This is a genomic window from Streptomyces aureus (genome assembly GCF_001418135.1).
Taxonomy (GTDB): Bacteria; Actinomycetota; Actinomycetes; order Streptomycetales; family Streptomycetaceae; genus Streptomyces; species Streptomyces aureus_A.
On record NZ_LIPQ01000053.1, the window covers coordinates 1 to 17,415 of the forward strand.

The window sequence follows — 17,415 nt, forward strand, 5'->3', positions numbered from 1 at the left end:
CATGGGCGCCCACCGACGCGCCGGCCGCAGCGGCCCGCGCGTCGGTGGGCGCCCATGATGACGCCGAGCCCGGTCGCGTCCCAGGAGTCGAGGCCGGTCAGGTCGAGCACCAGGTCGCCGACGCCGTCGTCGACGGCCGAGTGCAGGACCGTACGGGCGTCCGCCGCGCTCCGGACGTCGAGGCGGCCCCCGACGACCAGCTCGACATGGTCGCCCCTGATGTGCATATGCGCTCCCCGAGAGTGCTCCGTCTTCGCAACAACTGACTGCCGCACCGGCAGATACGTTGCGCCTTGTCAGCGAACCGATACCGAAATTCACCCCACAGGGTGAGGCGGGGTAGCGGGTACGGCTCAGTACTTGTAGAAGCCCTGCCCGCTCTTGCGGCCGATGTCACCCGCGTCCACCATCCGGCGCATCGCTTCGGGCACCGCGAACTTCTCGTCCTGGGACTCGGTGTAGATGTTGTTGGCCGCGTTCACCAGGATGTCGATGCCGGTGAGGTCGGCGGTGGCGAGCGGGCCCATGGCGTGGCCGAAGCCGAGCTTGCAGGCGATGTCGATGTCCTCGGCGGTGGCGACGCCCGACTCGTGGAGCTTGGCGGCCTCGACGACGAGGGCCGAGATGAGGCGGGTGGTGACGAAGCCGGCGACGTCGCGGTTGACGACGATGCAGGTCTTGCCGACGGACTCGGCGAACTCGCGGGCGGTGGCGAGGGTCTCGTCGCTGGTCTTGTAGCCGCGGACGAGCTCGACGAGCTGCATCATCGGGACCGGCGAGAAGAAGTGGACGCCGACGACGGACTCGGGGCGCCCGGTCACCGCGGCGATCTTGGTGATCGGGATCGCGGAGGTGTTGGAGGCGAGGACCGCGCCGTCCTTGACGACCTTGTCGAGCGAGCGGAAGATCTCGTGCTTGACGTCGAGGTTCTCGAAGACGGCCTCGACGACGACGTCCGCGTCGGCGACGGCCTCGATCTCGGTGGTGGCGGTGATGCGGCCGAGCGCGGCCTCGGCGTCGGCGGCGTCCAGCTTGCCCTTCGCGACGAACCGGTCGTACGACGCCTTGATGCCGTCGGTGCCCCGGGTGAGGGCGGCATCGGTGACGTCACGCAGGACGACGTCCCAGCCCGCCTGTGCCGAGACCTGTGCGATGCCGGATCCCATGAGTCCGGCCCCGATGACGGCGAGCTTCCTGGCCACGATGTTCCACCCCTTAACGCCTGTTCACTTCTGGCTCTCCGGCGGAGATTAGCGGTCGGGAGCCGTCATGTGACCGTGAAGTAACGCGCGTCACGCCCTGTTTGACGGACGTCACACTCGCAGCACCCCGTTCGGGCACCTCCACGGTCGCGACACACCCCCGGGAGGTATGTGGTCGAGCGCGCTCGTCCGACCGCCGCCGCACGGCGAGGAGCCGCCGCCCTGCCTCAGTACGGCCTGGGGGCGACCCCCGCACGGCCCACGACGCCGCCGTCACCCCCCGCTCGCGGTGCCGCCGTCAGCCCCCACTCGCGGTGCCGCCGTCAGCCCTCCCGTACCGCGTAGTCCAGCACCTTCTCGCTCAGCAGCTCCTCGATCTCGTCGAGGAGCACGAGCGCTTCACGGGAGACGGTGGTCGCCCTGCCCCCGGTGGTCATCGCGCGGGTGATGTAGCCGACGACGGTGCTCTCGATCCAGGCGAGCTGCCCGCCGACGAGCAGCGGCAGCGGGTCCTCCGCGGCGGCGCCGGTCTCCTCGCGGAGGGTGGCGACGACGGCGTCGTGGACCTGCTGCTGGACGTGGAAGAGCCGGGCCTTGAGGGTGGGGGCGTGCTCGATGACGTTCATGAAGGCGTCGAAGCCGTCCATGAGTCCGTACGCGGGTGACACGGCCCCGATGTCCTGGCGGAGTTCGCGCAGGACGGCCCGCGCGGCGGACTCCCCCCGGTCGCGGCCGCGGATCGCGCGGGCGAGGCGCTGGGTGACGCCGTCCATCCGGTCGAGGAAGAGGTCCTCCTTGGCCGGGAAGTAGTTGTACACCGTGTTGACGGAGACGTCCGCCGCCTCGGCGACGTCCGCGACGGTCACATGGACGAAGCCGTGCTCCAGGAAGAGCCCGGTCGCGATGTCCGAGATCCGCTGCTTCGTCTCGCGCTTCTTGCGTTCCCTGAGTCCCTCGGCCATGCCTCCCATCCTAGACTCCCTGAAATTTTACCGCCTCACCAACTTTGCCCACTCTGAAATTTTGGGGACGTTGCAAAATTTCAGTGACTCTGTTTTCGTAGTCGCCATGCCCATCATCAGCACGGCCGGGCTCGCCCGGACCTTCACGACCAGGAACGGCCCCGTCGAGGCCGTCCGCGGAATCGACCTCACCGTCCGGCCCGGGGAGATCCTCGGACTGCTCGGCCCCAACGGCGCCGGCAAGACCACCACCCTCCGGATGCTCACCACGCTCCTGCCGCCCACCGGCGGCGCCGCCACCGTCGCGGGCCACGACCTCGTACGGAATCCCGCCGCCGTCCGCCGCCGCATCGGGTACGTCGCCCAGTCCGGCGGCCTCGACCCCCAGGAGACCGTCCGCTCCGAGCTCGTCACCCAGGGCCGCCTCTACGGCATGAGCCGGTCCCGCGCGACGGCCCGCGCCGAGGAACTCGCGGACGACCTCGGACTCACCGAGCTCCTCGACCGCAGGACCCCGGCGCTCTCCGGCGGCCAACGCCGCCGGCTCGACCTCGCCATGGGACTCACCCACCGGCCCGAGATCCTCTTCCTCGACGAGCCGACGACCGGCCTCGACCCCGGCAGCCGCGCCGACCTGTGGGCGCTGGTGCGGCGGCTGCGCGACGAGCACGGCACCACCGTCGTCCTCACCACCCACTACCTGGACGAGGCCGACTCCCTCGCCGACCGGCTGGTCGTCGTCGACAAGGGAACGGTCGTCGCCGAGGACTCCCCCGCCGGCCTCAAGGCCGCCCACGGCGCCGCCACCCTCCAGGACGCGTTCCTCGCCGTCACCGGACGCGGTCCGGCCCCCGTCGACACGACCCCCGTAGCCGTCTAGGACCTCCCGGTCCCCTCACGTCCCCAGGACATCCGATGCTGCTCCACGACACCGCGCTCCTCTTCGGGCGCTACGCCCGCCAGACCCTGCGCTCCCCGTTCCAGATCTTCTTCGGCGCCCTGATGCCACTGCTCTACCTGCTGCTCTTCGGACCGCTGCTCACCGGGCTGCCGCTCGGCGGCGAGGGCGACTCCTGGCAGATCCTCGTTCCCGGACTCCTGCTGCAACTGGGGCTCTTCGGCGCCTCGTTCGCCGGCTTCTCGATCATCATGGAGAAGAACTGGGGCGTATTCGACCGGATGCGGGTCACCCCGGTGAGCCGGCTCGCCCTGCTGCTCGGCCGCGTCCTGCGGGACGCCGCCCTCTTCGTCTTCCAGGCGGTCCTGCTCGTCCTGGTCGCCCTCCCGATGGGCCTCAGGGCGCCGCTCGCCGGCATCCTGATCGGCTTCGGCTTCGTCGCGCTGCTTTCGGTGACCCTGGCCTCCCTCTCGTACGCGCTCGCCCTGAAGCTCCGCACCCCGCAGGAGTTCGGACCCGCGATCAACACCCTCGCGATGCCAGCGATGCTGCTGTCGGGCCTGATGCTGCCGATGACCCTCGCCCCCTGCTGGCTGGACGTCCTCTCCCGCCTGATGCCGTTCCGCCATCTGGTGGACGCGGTCCGGGAGGCGTACATCGGGCACTACACGACACCGACGCTGCTGTACGGGGTGCTCGTCGCCCTCGGCGTCGCGGCGCTCGCCGTGACGGTCGGCACACGGACGTTCCAGAAGGCCATCGCCTAACTAGGCTGGCCCCATGGTCAATCTGACGCGCATCTACACCCGTACCGGCGACCAGGGCACCACGGCGCTCGGCGACATGAGCAGGACCGCGAAGACGGATCTGCGGGTCTCGGCCTACGCCGACGCCAACGAGGCCAACGCCGCCATCGGCACGGCGATCGCCCTCGGGCAGCTCGACGCGGAGGTCGTCAAGGTCCTCGTCCGGGTGCAGAACGACCTGTTCGACGTGGGCGCGGACCTCTGCACACCGGTCGTCGAGGACCCGAAGTACCCGCCGCTGCGGGTCGAGCAGTCGTACGTCGACAAGCTGGAGGCCGACTGCGACCTCTTCCTGGAACAGCTCGACAAGCTGCGCTCCTTCATCCTGCCGGGCGGCACGCCCGGGGCAGCGCTGCTGCACCAGGCGTGCACGGTGGTCCGGCGGGCGGAGCGCTCGACCTGGGCGGCCCTGGAGGTGCACGGCGAGACGATGAACGCCCTGACCGCCACGTACCTCAACCGCCTCTCAGACCTGCTCTTCATCCTTGCCCGGACGGCGAACAAGGAGGTCGGGGACGTGCTCTGGGTCCCGGGCGGGGACCGCTGAGGCCTCTCCCTCCGGGGCCTTCTTCGGCCAGATCGCGTAGGTGAGCACGATCAGACCGTGGATGCCGACCAGCCGCCAGACGCCCCCGATCGAGGCCTCCAGCTTCGAGGTGTCGCCGTCGTCACCGATGTACCAGATCGCGGCGAGCAGGAGGGCGGCGGCGACGGAGGCGGCCACCACCGAGCCGAGCCAGATCCGTCCCTCGTGGTGGGCGCGCGCCATGCCGTAGCGCGGCGCCTTCACGGGCGGCGGGCCGCCGCCGAAGCGGTGGGCGGCGTGTCCGTCGAGCCACTTCACGGTGCGGTGCCCGTGGCCCACGGTGTAGCCGATGTAGATGGCGGCGAGGCCGTGCCGCCAGGCCGGTTCCGCGCCGTTCTTGAGGTCCATCGCGGTGGCGACGAGCAGCAGCACCTCCAGGAGCGGCTCGCACAGCAGCAGTGCCATGCCCAGTCCGGGCATCCGCAGCAGGTAGCGGGCGCCGAGCCCGGCGGCCAGCAGGACCCAGAAGCCGACCTCGCAGACGACGATCAGCGTGACGATCACGACGGTTCCCCTTTCGGTACCCCCTCAGCGTCCCCCGGCGGACCGCCCGGATCGTCGTCGCCGATGACGAACTGCGCCTACATCCTTCGACGGAGGGGCGGATCGGCCCGGACGGCGAGGTCCGGCGTCCGCCGACCGTGTTGGATGGGAACGTGACACTCCCCCGACCGCACCGCGTCGACCTGCTCATGGCCGCCGGCGGCCTCGCTGTCGGTCTGCTGATGTGGTCCTTCGGACTGCACACCCAGACCGACCGGCTGATCACCGCGCGCTGGGCGACCCTGGTCCCGCTCTTCGTCATGGCCGCGATGGAGGCCGTGCGGCGGACGATGCCGCAGACCGCCCTGGCCGTCGGCACGGTCGCCCTCGTCGCGGACCAGTTCACCTACGGCACGCTCGTGACCGCGCTGATGTACACGGACCTGGTCTACGCGGCCGTGGTCTACGGGACGGCTGCCGCCGCCCGGCGCATCCCGTACACGACCGGCCTGGTCACGATCGGCGTGACGATCGGCTTCCTCGTCTGGTGGCAGAACGCGATCGCCCTGGTGGTCGGCCTGCTCACCGGCATGGTGTCGTTCCTGCCCGCGCTGACCGGAGCCGTCGTGCGCAACCACCGCCAGGCCGCCGACGCCGCCCTCCTCCGCGCGGAGCAGACCGCGCTGCTCGCCGAGATCGACCGCACCCAGGCCGTCGTGGCCGAGCGGGCCCGGATGGCGCGCGAGCTGCACGACATGGTCGCGAACCACCTCTCGGCGATCGCGATCCACTCCACCGCGGCGCTCTCGATCGACGAGCCGGCCACCACCCGGCAGGCGCTGACCGTGATCCGGGAGAACAGCGTGGCGGGCCTCGCGGAGATGCGGCGGCTCATCGGCCTCCTCCGGGACAGCAGCGGTGACACCGAGCCCGCCGCCGCGCCCACGCTCGCCGGACTGGACGCCCTGGTCGAACAGGCGCGGGACAACGCCGGGCCGAGCGGTCTCGACCTCGTCCTGGAGGACGGCCGGGAGTCGACGGCGGGCCTCCCTGCCCCGGTGGAGCTGGCCGCGTACCGGATCGTGCAGGAGTCCCTGACGAACGCGCTCAAGCACGCGGCTCCGGGCGAGGTCAGGGTGGTGCTCACCGGCGGACAGGCGGCCCTCACCGTCGAGGTGACCAGCCCGCGCGGGGATCGCCCCGGCCCGACCGCACCGGGTTCGGGCGCCGGTCTGGTGGGGATGCGGGAGCGGGTGGACCTCCTCGGCGGCGCGTTCGAGGCGGGCCCGGTGACGGACCGCGACGGGCGGAAGCGGTGGCAGGTCAGGGCGGAACTGCCCATGGACGTGAAAGACGAGGAGCGGGCATGACAGTGCGGGTGGTGGTCGCCGAGGACCAGTCCGCGGTACGGGCGGGGCTTGTGCTCATCCTGGGCAGCGCACCGGACATCGAGGTCGTCGGCGAGGCGGCGGACGGCGAGCGGGCGGTGGAGCTCGCCCGCGAGCTGCGCCCCGATCTGGTCCTGATGGATGTGCAGATGCCCCGGATGGACGGGGTGACGGCGACCGGGATCGTCGTGTCGGAGGGGCTCGCCGACGTGCTGGTCCTGACGACCTTCGATCTCGACGCGTATGTCTTCGGGGCGCTGCGGGCGGGGGCGTCGGGCTTCCTGCTGAAGAACGCGGAGGCGCGGGAGCTGATCGAGGCGGTCCGGACGGTGGCGCGCGGCGAGGGGCTGATCGCCCCCGCGGTGACCCGGCGGCTGATCGCGGAGTTCGCGGCGACGGGCGCTCCGGTGCGGCAGACGGCGAAGACGGACCCCTCCGTGCTCGATGTCCTGACGCCCCGGGAGCGGCAGGTCCTGTCGACGCTCGGTCAGGGCCTGTCGAACGCGGAGATCGCGGTACGGCTCGACATGGCGGAGGCGACGGTGAAGACCCATGTCAGCAAGGTGCTCGGGAAGCTGGCCCTACGGAGCAGGGTCCAAGCGGCCGTCCTGGCACAGGAGTTGGGGGTCTGACCGGACATCGGTGACGTTGGTCTGGACCTCTTGACGATTGGTCCAGACCTTCCTACGCTCTCGGGGCGCGCGCATCTTCACGGACCACCCCCACCCATGTCCGTCCGCAACTTGAGGAGCACCGTTGAGCACTCAAGCACCGACGCGCAGAGCAGGGTTCAGACACCGGGCCGCCGCCGGTCTCACCGCCCTGATCCTGCCCCTCGCCGCCATGGTCGGCCTCGCCACCCCCGCCGAAGCGGCCACCTCGGCCACCGCCACGTACACCAAGACCCAGGACTGGGGCACCGGATTCGGTGCCAGCTGGACCGTCAAGAACACCGGCACCACCACCATCAACTCCTGGACCGTCGAGTGGGACTACCCCGCCGGCACCTCCGTGACCTCCGCCTGGGACGCCACCGTCACCAGCTCCGGCAACCACTGGACAGCCAAGAACGTCGGCTGGAACGGAACCCTCGCGCCCGGCGCCTCCGTCTCCTTCGGCTACAACGGCGCCGGCCCCGGCGCCCCCAGCGGCTGCAAGATCAACGGCGCCGCCTGCGACGGCACCAGCCAGCCCGGCGACAACGCCCCCTCGGCCCCCGGCACCCCCGTCGCCTCCGACATCACCGACACCTCGGTGAAGCTCACCTGGACCGCGGCCACCGACGACAAGGGCATCAAGAACTACGACGTCAAGCGCGACGGCACCACCGTCGCCACCGTCACCGGCCTCACGTACACCAACACGGGCCTGACCGCCGGCACCGACTACAACTACACGGTCGTCGCCCGCGACACCATCGACCAGACCGGCCCGGCCTCCGGCGCGACTCCCGTCCGCACCACCGGCGGCGGTGGCGGCCAGCCGCTCCCCAACGCCGTGAAGATGGGCTACTTCACCAACTGGGGCGTCTACGGGCGCAACTACCACGTGAAGAACATCGTGACCTCGGGCTCCGCGTCCAAGATCACCCACATCAACTACGCCTTCGGCAACGTCACGGGCGGCAAGTGCACCATCGGTGACGCCTACGCCGACTACGACAAGGCCTACACCGCCGACCAGTCCGTCGACGGCGTCGCCGACACCTGGGACCAGCCGCTGCGCGGCAACTTCAACCAGCTGCGCAAGCTGAAGAAGGCCTACCCGAACATCAAGATCCTGTGGTCCTTCGGCGGCTGGACCTGGTCCGGCGGCTTCGGCCAGGCCGTGCAGAACCCGGCCGCCTTCGCGCAGTCCTGCTACGACCTGATCGAGGACCCGCGCTGGGCCGACGTCTTCGACGGCATCGACCTGGACTGGGAGTACCCCAACGCCTGCGGTCTGTCCTGTGACACCAGCGGCGCCGCCTCATTCAAGAACATGATGCAGGCCATGCGTGCCAAGTTCGGCCCCAACTACCTGGTCACCGCGGCCGTCACGGCCGACGCCTCCGCCGGCGGCAAGATCGACGCCGCCGACTACGCGGGCGCCGCTCAGTACATGAACTGGTTCAACGTCATGACGTACGACTTCTTCGGCGCCTGGGCGGCGCAGGGCCCGACGGCCCCGCACTCCCCGCTCACCTCGTACGCCGGCATCCCGCAGGCGGGCTTCAACTCCGCCGAGGCCATCGCCAAGTTCAAGGCGAAGGGCGTCCCCGCCAACAAGCTGCTGCTCGGCATCGGCTTCTACGGACGCGGCTGGACCGGCGTCACCCAGGCCGCCCCCGGCGGCACGGCGACCGGCCCCGCCCCGGGCACCTACGAGCAGGGCATCGAGGACTACAAGGTCCTCAAGACCTCCTGCCCGGCCACCGGCACGATCGCGGGCACGGCCTACGCCAAGTGCGGCAGCAACTGGTGGAGCTACGACACCCCGGCCACCGTGAACTCGAAGATGAGCTGGGCCAAGAACCAGGGCCTCGGCGGAGCGTTCTTCTGGGAGTTCAGCGGTGACACCAGCAACGGCGAACTCGTCGGCGCCATCAACACCGGTCTGAACTAGCCCCCCACGGGGATACGACGAAGCGGGGGCCGGCGCAGCACGCCGACCCCCGCTTCTTCACGCATCAGGCAACATTCACCCGTTGCCCGGGAGGCGCCGCCTCCAGCCAGGCCATGAAACCCGTCCGGGCGTCCTCGCTCATCGCGAGCTCCAGGCGGACGCCCTCGTACATACAGGGCTGGATCACCATCTCGGAGAGCAGCGCGAGCTCCTCCTCGCCCTCCGGCATCCGGCGCTCCAGGGCCACGATGGACGAACGCTCCAGGGTCCGGCGCGGGCGGGGCGCGTACGAGAAGACGCGGAACCAGGCGATCTCGTCACCGCTGTAGCGGGCGACGCCGTACACCCAGCCCTTGCCGCTCGGATCCGGCTCGTCCGGGACGTTCCAGCGCAGCGAGCAGTCGAACGTGCCGCCGGCACGCTGGATCAGCCTCCGGCGCAAGCCGAAGACGAAGAGCCCGATCACCACCAGTGCGACGACCAGGCCGCACACGAGCAGAGCGAGGAACATCTTCACCGACCTCCTCGCTGCGTCCCGTAGCCGGCACCGCCGGCAGAACCGAATACAACCTGCATCTGCATCGCCTCAGCCGCGGCACGGTCTGGAAAATTCCAGCCGTGCCGCGGCTGAGGGCACTACTCTGCGCGGACCGTCAGCGGACCGCTACCGCGCGCAGCCGGACATCGGCGCGCCGCTCGGCGGCCGCGTCGGAATCCGACTTCGCACGCTCCAGCGCGCGCTCGGCGCGCTGGGCGTCGATCTCGTCCGCCAGCTCGCAGATCTCCGCGAGCAGAGACAGCTTGTCGTCGGCGAACGAGATGAATCCACCGTGGACGGCGGCGACGACAGTCGCGCCCTCACTGGTACGGATGGTCACCGGGCCCGACTCCAGCACACCGAGCAGCGGCTGGTGGCCGGGCATGACGCCGATGTCGCCGGAGGTGGTACGCGCGATGACCAGGGTGGCCTCGCCGGACCAGACACTCCGGTCCGCGGCGACCAGCTCGACGTGCAGCTCAGCAGCCAAGGGTGGCTCCTCGGGTCACCACCCGGCGGTCGTGCCGGGTGTTGGGGTCAATTCTAGTGGGCGTGGTGAGGGGGGCGGGACCGGATCCCGCCCCCCTCGGGAGAGCACGGGGCTCAGGAGACGCCGAGCTCCTTGGCGTTGGCCTTGAGGTCCTCGAGGCCACCACACATGAAGAACGCCTGCTCGGGGAAGTGGTCGTACTCACCGTCGCAGATCGCGTTGAACGCGGCGATCGACTCGTCGAGCGGAACGTCCGAACCGTCCACACCGGTGAACTGCTTCGCCGCGTGGGTGTTCTGGGACAGGAAGCGCTCGACACGGCGGGCGCGGTGGACAACGAGCTTGTCCTCCTCGCTCAGCTCGTCGATACCGAGGATCGCGATGATGTCCTGGAGGTCCTTGTACTTCTGCAGGATCCCCTTGACGCGCGTGGCGGCGTCGTAGTGGTCCTGCGCGATGTAGCGCGGGTCCAGGATCCGGGACGTGGAGTCCAGCGGGTCCACGGCCGGGTAGATGCCCTTCTCGGAGATCGGACGGGAGAGAACCGTCGTCGCGTCGAGGTGGGCGAAGGTGGTCGCCGGCGCCGGGTCGGTGAGGTCGTCGGCGGGGACGTAGATCGCCTGCATCGAGGTGATCGAGTGACCACGGGTCGAGGTGATGCGCTCCTGGAGGAGACCCATCTCGTCGGCCAGGTTCGGCTGGTAACCCACCGCGGAGGGCATGCGGCCGAGCAGGGTCGACACCTCGGAACCGGCCTGGGTGAAGCGGAAGATGTTGTCGATGAAGAACAGCACGTCCTGCTTCTGCACATCGCGGAAGTACTCCGCCATGGTCAGACCGGCGAGGGCCACGCGGAGACGGGTGCCCGGGGGCTCGTCCATCTGGCCGAAGACCAGCGCGGTCTTGTCCAGAACGCCGGCCTCCTCCATCTCCACCATGAGGTCGTTGCCCTCACGGGTGCGCTCACCGACGCCCGCGAAGACCGACACACCGTCGTGCAGCTTGGCCACACGGACGATCATTTCCTGGATCAGAACGGTCTTGCCGACACCGGCACCACCGAACAGACCGATCTTTCCACCCTTGACGTACGGGGTGAGAAGGTCGACGACCTTCAGGCCGGTCTCGAACATCTCGGTCTTGGACTCGAGCTGGTCGAAGGCCGGGGCCTTGCGGTGGATCGTCCAGCGCGGCGCGTCGGCCACGGTGGACTCGTCCGCGTTCAGCACCTGACCCAGCGTGTTGAACACGCGGCCCTTGGTGACGTCACCGACGGGAACGGTGATGCCCGTGCCGGTGTCGGTCACCGGGGCCTGGCGGACCAGACCGTCGGTGGGCTGCATCGAGATGGTGCGGACAACGCCGTCACCGAGGTGCTGGGCGACCTCGAGGGTCAGGGTCTTGGTCCCGCCCTCGACGGCCGGGTCCGGAACCTGGACGTTCAGCGCGTTGTAGATCTCCGGCATCGCGTCGACGGGGAACTCCACGTCGACGACCGGGCCGATGACCCGGGCGACGCGGCCCGTGGCGGCGGCCGTCTCAACAGTGGTCGTCATTACTTGTCACTCCCCGCGGTCGCGTCGGCCAGGGCTGCGGTGCCACCGACGATCTCGCTGATTTCCTGGGTGATTTCGGCCTGGCGGGCCGCGTTGGCAAGTCGGGAGAGGTTGTTGATCAAGTCTCCCGCGTTGTCGGTCGCCGACTTCATCGCGCGTCGCGTGGCGGCGTGCTTGGAAGCAGCCGACTGGAGCAGCGCGTTGTAGATCCGGCTCTCGACGTACCGGGGCAGCAGGGCGTCGAGGACGTCCTCCGCCGACGGCTCGAAGTCGTACAGCGGACGAAGGGTGTCCTTGTCGCCCGCCTCCTTCGCCACCTCGTCGAGGCTGAGGGGCAGCAGCCGGGCCTCGACCGCCGTCTGCGTCATCATCGAGACGAACTCGGTGTAGACGATGTGGAGCTCGTCCACACCACCCTCCGCCGTGTCCTTCTCGATCGCCTCGATCAGCGGAGCCGCGATCGTCTTGGCGTCGCCGTACGACGGCTGGTCCGTGAACCCGGTCCACGTGCCGGCCAGCTTCCGCTCGCGGAAGTTGTAGTGGGCGATGCCACGACGGCCGACGACGTAGACGGTGACCTCACGGCCCTCGCCCTCAAGCTTCGCCGTCAGCTTCTCCGCGGCCTTGATGGCGTTGGAGTTGAAGGCGCCGGCCAGACCGCGGTCGCTCGAGAGGAGCAGGACCGCGGCGCGGACCGGGTTCTCCGCCTCGGTGGTCAGCGGGTGCTTGTCGTTCGCACCCGTGGCCACCGCCGTGACCGCGCGCGTCAGCTCGGTCGCGTACGGAGTCGACGCCTGCACCTTGCGCTGCGCCTTGACGACACGCGAGGCGGCGATCATCTCCATCGCCTTGGTGATCTTCTTCGTCGCGGTGACGGATTTGATGCGACGCTTGTAGACCCGGAGCTGCGCTCCCATGAGTCAGGTCCCTTCCGTCGTCACTTCGAGACGTTGACGGCGGCAGGAGCGTCCTCGCCCAGCAGCTTGCCGTCAGAGGTCTCGAACTGCTTCTTGAACTCCGCGATGGCGTCGCCCACGGCCTGCAGGGTGTCGTCGGACATCTTGCCGCCCTCACGGATGGAGGTCATGAGGCCCGAGTGGTTCTGGCGGAGGTACGCCAGGAGCTCGGCCTCGAAGCGGCGGATGTCGGCGACCGGGACGTCGTCCATCTTGCCGGTGGTGCCGGCCCAGACGGAGACGACCTGGTTCTCGGTGGGCATCGGCTGGTACTGAGCCTGCTTGAGCAGCTCGACCATGCGCTGTCCACGCTCCAGCTGCGCCTTGGAGGCGGCGTCCAGGTCGGAACCGAAGGCGGCGAACGCCTCGAGCTCACGGAACTGGGCCAGGTCCACACGGAGGCGACCGGAGATCTGCTTCATCGCCTTGTGCTGGGCGGAGCCACCGACACGCGAGACCGAGATACCGACGTTCAGGGCCGGACGCTGGCCGGCGTTGAACAGGTCGGACTCCAGGAAGCACTGGCCGTCGGTGATGGAGATGACGTTGGTCGGGATGAACGCCGACACGTCGTTCGCCTTGGTCTCGACGATCGGAAGACCGGTCATCGAACCGGCGCCCAGCTCGTCCGAGAGCTTCGCGCAGCGCTCGAGCAGACGCGAGTGCAGGTAGAAGACGTCACCCGGGTAGGCCTCACGGCCCGGCGGGCGGCGCAGCAGCAGCGACACGGCGCGGTAGGCGTCGGCCTGCTTCGACAGGTCGTCGAAGACGATCAGGACGTGCTTGCCCTGGTACATCCAGTGCTGGCCGATGGCGGAGCCGGTGTACGGCGCCAGGTACTTGAAGCCGGCCGGGTCGGACGCCGGGGCGGCGACGATCGTCGTGTACTCGAGCGCACCGGCCTCTTCCAGGGCGCCGCGCACGGACGCGATGGTCGAGCCCTTCTGGCCGACGGCGACGTAGATGCAGCGGACCTGCTTGTTCACGTCGCCCGAGCGCCAGTTGTCGCGCTGGTTGATGATCGTGTCGACACACAGAGCGGTCTTGCCGGTCTGACGGTCACCGATGATCAGCTGACGCTGACCACGGCCGACCGGCGTCATGGCGTCGACGGCCTTGTAGCCGGTCTCCATCGGCTCGTGCACCGACTTACGGGCCATAACGCCCGGGGCCTGCAGCTCGAGGGCGCGGCGGCCCTCGGTCGCGATCTCGCCGAGACCGTCGATCGGGTTGCCGAGCGGGTCGACGACGCGACCCAGGTAACCCTCACCGACACCGACGGAGAGGACCTCGCCGGTGCGCTGCACCGACTGACCCTCCTCGATGCCACTGAACTCGCCGAGGACGATCGCACCGATCTCGCGCTCTTCGAGGTTCAGCGCGAGACCCAGGGTCCCGTCCTCGAACTTCAGCAGCTCGTTCGCCATGGCCGAGGGAAGACCCTCGACCTTCGCGATACCGTCACCGGCCAGGCTGACCGTGCCGACCTCCTCGCGCGAGGCCGCGTCCGGCTGGTACGACTGGACGAAGTTCTCCAGTGCGTCCCGGATCTCCTCCGGCCGGATCGTGAGCTCCGCCATCTGGGTTCCCTGCTCTCCTTGTTGGGCCCGAAGTTTCTTAAGGGGTCTGGGGGCCGACCCCCAGGAATCTTCTGCAATCTCTGCACGGCCCAACCGGGCCGCTGGTGATGCTGTGTAGCTGTGATGCCTTGTGCTGGTGACGGTCGTCAGCCGGCCAGTCGACGGGTCGCCTCGTCGAGGCGCTCCGCGATCGATCCGTTGATGACCTCGTCGCCGACCTGCACCGTGATCCCGCCGAGGACCGCGGGGTCCACGTCCAGGTTCAGGTGCATCTCGCGGCCGTACAGCTTGGCGAGTACGGCTCCGAGGCGCTGCTTCTGCTGGTCCGACAGCGGCACCGCCGAGGTGACGACGGCGACCATCCGGTCCCGGCGCGCCGCGGCGAGCTTGGAGAGGGACTCGAGTCCCGCTTCCAGGCTACGTCCCCGGGGCTGGGTCACCAGACGGACGACCAGGCGCTCGGTGGTGACGTTGGCCTTGCCGCCGAGCAGGCTGCGGAGCAGCTCGCCCTTGGCGGTGGCCGTGGCGGCCTTGTCCGTCAGCGCCGAGCGGAGCTCGGGGCTGGAGGACACGATCCGGCCGAAGCGGAACAGCTCGTCCTCGACACCGTCGAGGGCGCCCGCCTTCTGCGCCGCGGTGAGGTCGGCGGTGTTCGCCAGCTCCTCGGTCGCGTCGACCAGGTCACGCGAACGCGACCAGCGGGAACGCACCATGCCGGACACCAGGTCGACGGTCTCGCCGCCCACCTGACCGCTCAGGAGTCGCTGCGCGAGCTCGGCCTTGGCCTCGCCCGACTGCGCGGGGTCGGTCAGGACCCGACGCAGCGACACCTCGCGGTCGAGCAGCGTGGTGACTGCGGCCAGCTCGTCCGCGAGCTTCGTCGCGTCGGCCGACGTGTTGTCGGTCAGCGCGTCGAGGGACTCGCGTCCGGCGGCCAGTGCCTCACGGCTCGCTCCGTTCATCGGACGGCCTCCGCCTTCTCCTCGAGCTCGTCGAGGAAGCGGTCGATCGTCCGGCTCTGGCGGGCGGAGTCCTCGAGGGACTCGCCGACGAGCTTGCCGGCCAGGTCGGTGGCGAGCTTGCCCACGTCCTGACGCAGCGAAGCAGAGGCGGCCTTGCGGTCGGCCGCGATCTGCGTGTGGCCGGCCGCGATGATCTCCTCGCGCTGGCGCTGGCCTTCCGCCTTCATCTCCTGGATGATCGCGGTGCCCTGCTCCGTCGCCTCCTGGCGAAGACGCGCGGCCTCGTGGCGGGCTTCGGCGAGCTGGGCCTTGTACTGCTCCAGCACGCTCTGAGCCTCGATCTGGGCCGACTCGGCCTTCTCGATGCCACCCTCGATGGCCTCGCGACGCTGCTCCAGAACCTTGTTGATGTTCGGGAGGAGCTTCTTGGCGAGGAAACCGAAGACGATGACGAAGGCGATCAGGCCGATGACGAGCTCGTCGAGATGCGGGATCAGAGGAGGCTGGGGCTCCTCCGCCTGCGCAAGAAGCAGCGCGTTCACATCAGTGCCTTCCGTAAAAGAATCGGGCTGTCGGTCCGGCTTACTGGTAGACGAAGCCCATGACGATGCCGATGAGGGCGAGCGCCTCACAGAACGCGAAGCCCATGATCTGGTTGGTGCGGATCAGGCCGGCAGCTTCGGGCTGACGGGCGAGAGCCTGCGTACCGTTACCGAAGATGATGCCGACGCCGACGCCGGGGCCGATCGCGGCGAGGCCGTAGCCGATGGACGCGACGTTGCCGACGAGGGTGGTCTTGGCGGAGTCGCCGGGGGCGGCGAGGTTGACCAGTTCGAGAGCAGCGGACATGCCGTTACTTCCTTCTCTTTCAATGACCCGGTGGGGGTTGGCCACCGGACGACTGTTGGATTGGGGGTGAAGCCACGATCCGGGACGGATCGGCTCAGTGGTGCTCGGAGAGCGCGCCCTGGATGTAGCTGCAGGCCAGGAGGACGAAGACGTACGCCTGGACGGCCTGGATGAAGAGCTCGAAGGCGGTCATCACGAGGACCATCACGAACGAGGCGCCGGCGTAGACGAAGCCCAGGCCGTTCATGAGGTACCAGGTGGCCAGCGAGAACATCACGATCAGCAGGTGACCGGCGAACATGTTCGCGAACAGTCGCACCGCGTGCGTGAAGGGCCGGATCAGCAGGTTCGAGAAGAACTCGAGGACGACGACCATCGGAAGGATCGCGCCGAGCGACTTGTCGTAGCCGACGATGTTCTTCCAGCCGCCGACGAAGCCGTGCTTCTTGAACGTCAGCGAGATCCACATGACGTAGACGATCAGCGCGAGACCGGCCGGGAAGGCGATCAGCGAGGTGACCGGGAACTGGGCGAGCGGAATGATCGACCAGAGGTTCATGATCCAGACGAAGAAGAACAACGACACCATGAAGGGGACGTACTTCTCGCCGTCCTTCTTGCCGATGATCTCGTAGACGATGCCGCGGCGCACGAAGTCGTAACCGGCCTCGCCGACCATCTGCATCTTGCCGGGGATCAGCTTGGGCTTGTTGAAGGCGGCCCAGAAGAACCCGACGACCACGATGGAGCCCAGGATGGCGAGCAGCATCGGCTTGGTGAACTCGATGCCCCCCACCGTGGCGATGGGCTCGTACATGAACGTGTGCAGGCCCGGCGCCGGGAAGCCACATCCACTGAAGATGTGACAATCCGGGTCGAAGGCAAGCGTCTGGTCAGCACTCACCGCGGGCTCCTTCAGCGTGGCGCATAGGTACGGCAACCTCGTTGTGTCGGCGCGGCACGCAGCCGCGGGTCGGCACTGGACTGGTCTTACGGATAAGGGGGCGGCGGTTCGGCATCGAGCCTCGCGCTGGGACAGGCGTCTCGGATGCCCGCGCCCGCAGTGCCGCAGTTGGCACCGGACGATAGCAGGAAGCCGAACACGGCTTTATCCCGGCCCTACCCTTCACGACTTCGACCCCGTGTTTCCGGGGTCGATGTACGTGATCTTGGCCTTCATGTAGGCACGGGCCTGTGCGGCGACCCACACCACGGTCGCCGCGAGCAGCGTGAAAGCGAAGGCTTTGAAGTTGAACAGCGTGGTGTCCTTGAGCAAAGCCAGGAAGATGAAGAGCAGCAGCAACTGGGCCGTGTAGAGCATGAGCCCCATGGCCTGGAACAGATGCGGGAGCGACTTCGCCGTCCGCTGCAGGACGACCTGCCCGATTCCCATGAAGAGGAGCACGACCAGGGTGCCGACGACGGCGCCGAGCGCGCCCTTGCCACCGGCGACCACAGCGCTGACGACCGTGGCGATCGCGCCGACGGCAGCGGTGGGGATGACGGTGTGCAGAAGGATGCGTGCGTCGTTGGACGGCATGGCGGTGTCTCCGCT

General features: G+C 69.0%; 20 protein-coding genes. 6 read left to right on the top strand and 14 right to left on the bottom strand.

Annotated elements, in window-relative coordinates; all coding sequences use genetic code 11:
* The 3 genes from AOK00_RS06010 to AOK00_RS06020 all read right to left on the bottom strand — a co-directional run.
* The coding region (locus AOK00_RS06010; protein WP_107097318.1) for an STAS domain-containing protein at positions 1–227 on the bottom strand (227 nt) is incomplete at its 3' end.
* A gap of 126 nt (positions 228–353) precedes the next feature.
* Positions 354–1,202: a 3-hydroxyacyl-CoA dehydrogenase family protein gene (locus tag AOK00_RS06015; protein WP_055599271.1), complete on the bottom strand. Its 849-nt coding sequence runs from the start codon at positions 1,200–1,202 to the stop codon at positions 354–356.
* A 323-nt stretch (positions 1,203–1,525) separates the two neighbouring features.
* Entirely contained in the window at positions 1,526–2,164 is a 639-nt protein-coding gene (locus AOK00_RS06020; RefSeq protein ID WP_055599303.1) for a TetR/AcrR family transcriptional regulator, read from the bottom strand.
* 106 nt (positions 2,165–2,270) lie between these two features.
* Here AOK00_RS06020 and AOK00_RS06025 point away from each other — a divergent pair, with 106 nt between their 5' ends.
* Genes AOK00_RS06025 through AOK00_RS06035 form a run of 3 tightly spaced genes read left to right on the top strand, consistent with a single transcriptional unit; the run spans position 2,271 to position 4,415 of the window.
* Positions 2,271–3,044, top strand: coding sequence for an ABC transporter ATP-binding protein (locus tag AOK00_RS06025; RefSeq protein ID WP_055599272.1), 774 nt, complete (start codon positions 2,271–2,273; stop codon positions 3,042–3,044).
* Between the two features lie 35 nt (positions 3,045–3,079).
* Positions 3,080–3,829 (top strand): ABC transporter permease, encoded by a 750-nt coding sequence (locus AOK00_RS06030; RefSeq protein ID WP_055599273.1) that lies wholly within the window; start codon positions 3,080–3,082, stop codon positions 3,827–3,829.
* A 13-nt stretch (positions 3,830–3,842) separates the two neighbouring features.
* On the top strand, positions 3,843–4,415 hold the full coding sequence (locus AOK00_RS06035) for a cob(I)yrinic acid a,c-diamide adenosyltransferase (protein WP_055599274.1): 573 nt from the start codon (positions 3,843–3,845) through the stop codon (positions 4,413–4,415).
* Here the strand turns inward: AOK00_RS06035 and AOK00_RS06040 are convergent.
* Positions 4,335–4,958 carry a hypothetical protein gene (locus AOK00_RS06040; protein WP_055599275.1) on the bottom strand — a complete coding sequence of 208 codons (624 nt, stop codon included), beginning with the start codon at positions 4,956–4,958 and terminating at the stop codon, positions 4,335–4,337. The two genes, AOK00_RS06035 and AOK00_RS06040, sit on opposite strands and share 81 nt — an antisense overlap.
* Before the next feature lie 152 nt (positions 4,959–5,110).
* Between AOK00_RS06040 and AOK00_RS06045 the strand changes: the two genes are divergently transcribed.
* The 3 genes from AOK00_RS06045 to AOK00_RS06055 all read left to right on the top strand — a co-directional run bounded on the left by AOK00_RS06045 (position 5,111) and on the right by AOK00_RS06055 (position 8,929).
* A complete protein-coding gene (locus AOK00_RS06045; protein WP_254047256.1) occupies positions 5,111–6,307 on the top strand; it encodes a sensor histidine kinase in 1,197 nt (398 codons plus the stop codon).
* Positions 6,304–6,957 carry a response regulator gene (locus tag AOK00_RS06050; protein WP_055599276.1) on the top strand — a complete coding sequence of 218 codons (654 nt, stop codon included), beginning with the start codon at positions 6,304–6,306 and terminating at the stop codon, positions 6,955–6,957. The genes AOK00_RS06045 and AOK00_RS06050 overlap by 4 nt, the downstream gene beginning before the upstream one ends.
* Before the next feature lie 211 nt (positions 6,958–7,168).
* Positions 7,169–8,929: a glycoside hydrolase family 18 chitinase gene (locus AOK00_RS06055; protein WP_055599277.1), complete on the top strand. Its 1,761-nt coding sequence runs from the start codon at positions 7,169–7,171 to the stop codon at positions 8,927–8,929.
* Positions 8,930–8,993: 64 nt separating this feature from the next.
* Here AOK00_RS06055 and AOK00_RS06060 read toward each other — a convergent pair whose 3' ends face one another.
* The 10 genes from AOK00_RS06060 to AOK00_RS06105 all read right to left on the bottom strand — a co-directional run bounded on the left by AOK00_RS06060 (position 8,994) and on the right by AOK00_RS06105 (position 17,400).
* On the bottom strand, positions 8,994–9,440 hold the full coding sequence (locus AOK00_RS06060) for a DUF2550 domain-containing protein (protein ID WP_079041857.1): 447 nt from the start codon (positions 9,438–9,440) through the stop codon (positions 8,994–8,996).
* Positions 9,441–9,582: 142 nt separating this feature from the next.
* Positions 9,583–9,957: a F0F1 ATP synthase subunit epsilon gene (locus AOK00_RS06065; RefSeq protein WP_024761909.1), complete on the bottom strand. Its 375-nt coding sequence runs from the start codon at positions 9,955–9,957 to the stop codon at positions 9,583–9,585.
* Positions 9,958–10,070: 113 nt separating this feature from the next.
* Positions 10,071–11,513, bottom strand: a complete 1,443-nt coding sequence (gene atpD / locus AOK00_RS06070) for a F0F1 ATP synthase subunit beta (protein ID WP_055599279.1) — start codon at positions 11,511–11,513, stop codon at positions 10,071–10,073.
* A complete protein-coding gene (locus AOK00_RS06075; RefSeq protein WP_055599280.1) occupies positions 11,513–12,430 on the bottom strand; it encodes a F0F1 ATP synthase subunit gamma in 918 nt (305 codons plus the stop codon). Before AOK00_RS06075 ends, atpD begins: the two co-directional genes overlap by 1 nt.
* A 20-nt stretch (positions 12,431–12,450) precedes the next feature.
* A complete protein-coding gene (gene atpA, locus AOK00_RS06080; RefSeq protein WP_030321094.1) occupies positions 12,451–14,049 on the bottom strand; it encodes a F0F1 ATP synthase subunit alpha in 1,599 nt (532 codons plus the stop codon).
* Between the two features lie 146 nt (positions 14,050–14,195).
* Positions 14,196–15,011 carry a F0F1 ATP synthase subunit delta gene (locus AOK00_RS06085; RefSeq protein WP_055599281.1) on the bottom strand — a complete coding sequence of 272 codons (816 nt, stop codon included), beginning with the start codon at positions 15,009–15,011 and terminating at the stop codon, positions 14,196–14,198.
* The gene (locus AOK00_RS06090; RefSeq protein WP_030321090.1) at positions 15,008–15,553 is read right to left on the bottom strand and encodes a F0F1 ATP synthase subunit B; all 546 of its coding nucleotides are present in this window, start codon (positions 15,551–15,553) and stop codon (positions 15,008–15,010) included. Before AOK00_RS06090 ends, AOK00_RS06085 begins: the two co-directional genes overlap by 4 nt.
* 40 nt (positions 15,554–15,593) lie before the next feature.
* Complete coding sequence (gene atpE, locus AOK00_RS06095) at positions 15,594–15,860, bottom strand: ATP synthase F0 subunit C (protein ID WP_055599282.1); 267 nt, start codon at positions 15,858–15,860, stop codon at positions 15,594–15,596.
* Positions 15,861–15,954: 94 nt separating this feature from the next.
* Positions 15,955–16,764: a F0F1 ATP synthase subunit A gene (gene atpB, locus AOK00_RS06100; RefSeq protein ID WP_055599283.1), complete on the bottom strand. Its 810-nt coding sequence runs from the start codon at positions 16,762–16,764 to the stop codon at positions 15,955–15,957.
* A 222-nt stretch (positions 16,765–16,986) separates the two neighbouring features.
* A complete protein-coding gene (locus AOK00_RS06105) occupies positions 16,987–17,400 on the bottom strand; it encodes a hypothetical protein (protein ID WP_055599284.1) in 414 nt (137 codons plus the stop codon).
* Positions 17,401–17,415 lie beyond the last annotated feature (15 nt).

Coding starts and splice junctions, on each gene's coding strand:
- AOK00_RS06025 (WP_055599272.1), top strand. CDS start 2,271: ATGCCCATCATCAGCACGGCCGGGCTCGCCCGGACCTTCACGACCAGG.
- AOK00_RS06075 (WP_055599280.1), bottom strand. CDS start 12,430: ATGGGAGCGCAGCTCCGGGTCTACAAGCGTCGCATCAAATCCGTCACC.
- AOK00_RS06055 (WP_055599277.1), top strand. CDS start 7,169: ATGGTCGGCCTCGCCACCCCCGCCGAAGCGGCCACCTCGGCCACCGCC.
- AOK00_RS06050 (WP_055599276.1), top strand. CDS start 6,304: ATGACAGTGCGGGTGGTGGTCGCCGAGGACCAGTCCGCGGTACGGGCG.
- AOK00_RS06030 (WP_055599273.1), top strand. CDS start 3,080: ATGCTGCTCCACGACACCGCGCTCCTCTTCGGGCGCTACGCCCGCCAG.
- atpD (WP_055599279.1), bottom strand. CDS start 11,513: ATGACGACCACTGTTGAGACGGCCGCCGCCACGGGCCGCGTCGCCCGG.
- AOK00_RS06020 (WP_055599303.1), bottom strand. CDS start 2,164: ATGGCCGAGGGACTCAGGGAACGCAAGAAGCGCGAGACGAAGCAGCGG.
- AOK00_RS06060 (WP_079041857.1), bottom strand. CDS start 9,440: ATGTTCCTCGCTCTGCTCGTGTGCGGCCTGGTCGTCGCACTGGTGGTG.
- atpE (WP_055599282.1), bottom strand. CDS start 15,860: ATGTCCGCTGCTCTCGAACTGGTCAACCTCGCCGCCCCCGGCGACTCC.
- AOK00_RS06035 (WP_055599274.1), top strand. CDS start 3,843: ATGGTCAATCTGACGCGCATCTACACCCGTACCGGCGACCAGGGCACC.
- AOK00_RS06085 (WP_055599281.1), bottom strand. CDS start 15,011: ATGAACGGAGCGAGCCGTGAGGCACTGGCCGCCGGACGCGAGTCCCTC.
- atpA (WP_030321094.1), bottom strand. CDS start 14,049: ATGGCGGAGCTCACGATCCGGCCGGAGGAGATCCGGGACGCACTGGAG.
- AOK00_RS06105 (WP_055599284.1), bottom strand. CDS start 17,400: ATGCCGTCCAACGACGCACGCATCCTTCTGCACACCGTCATCCCCACC.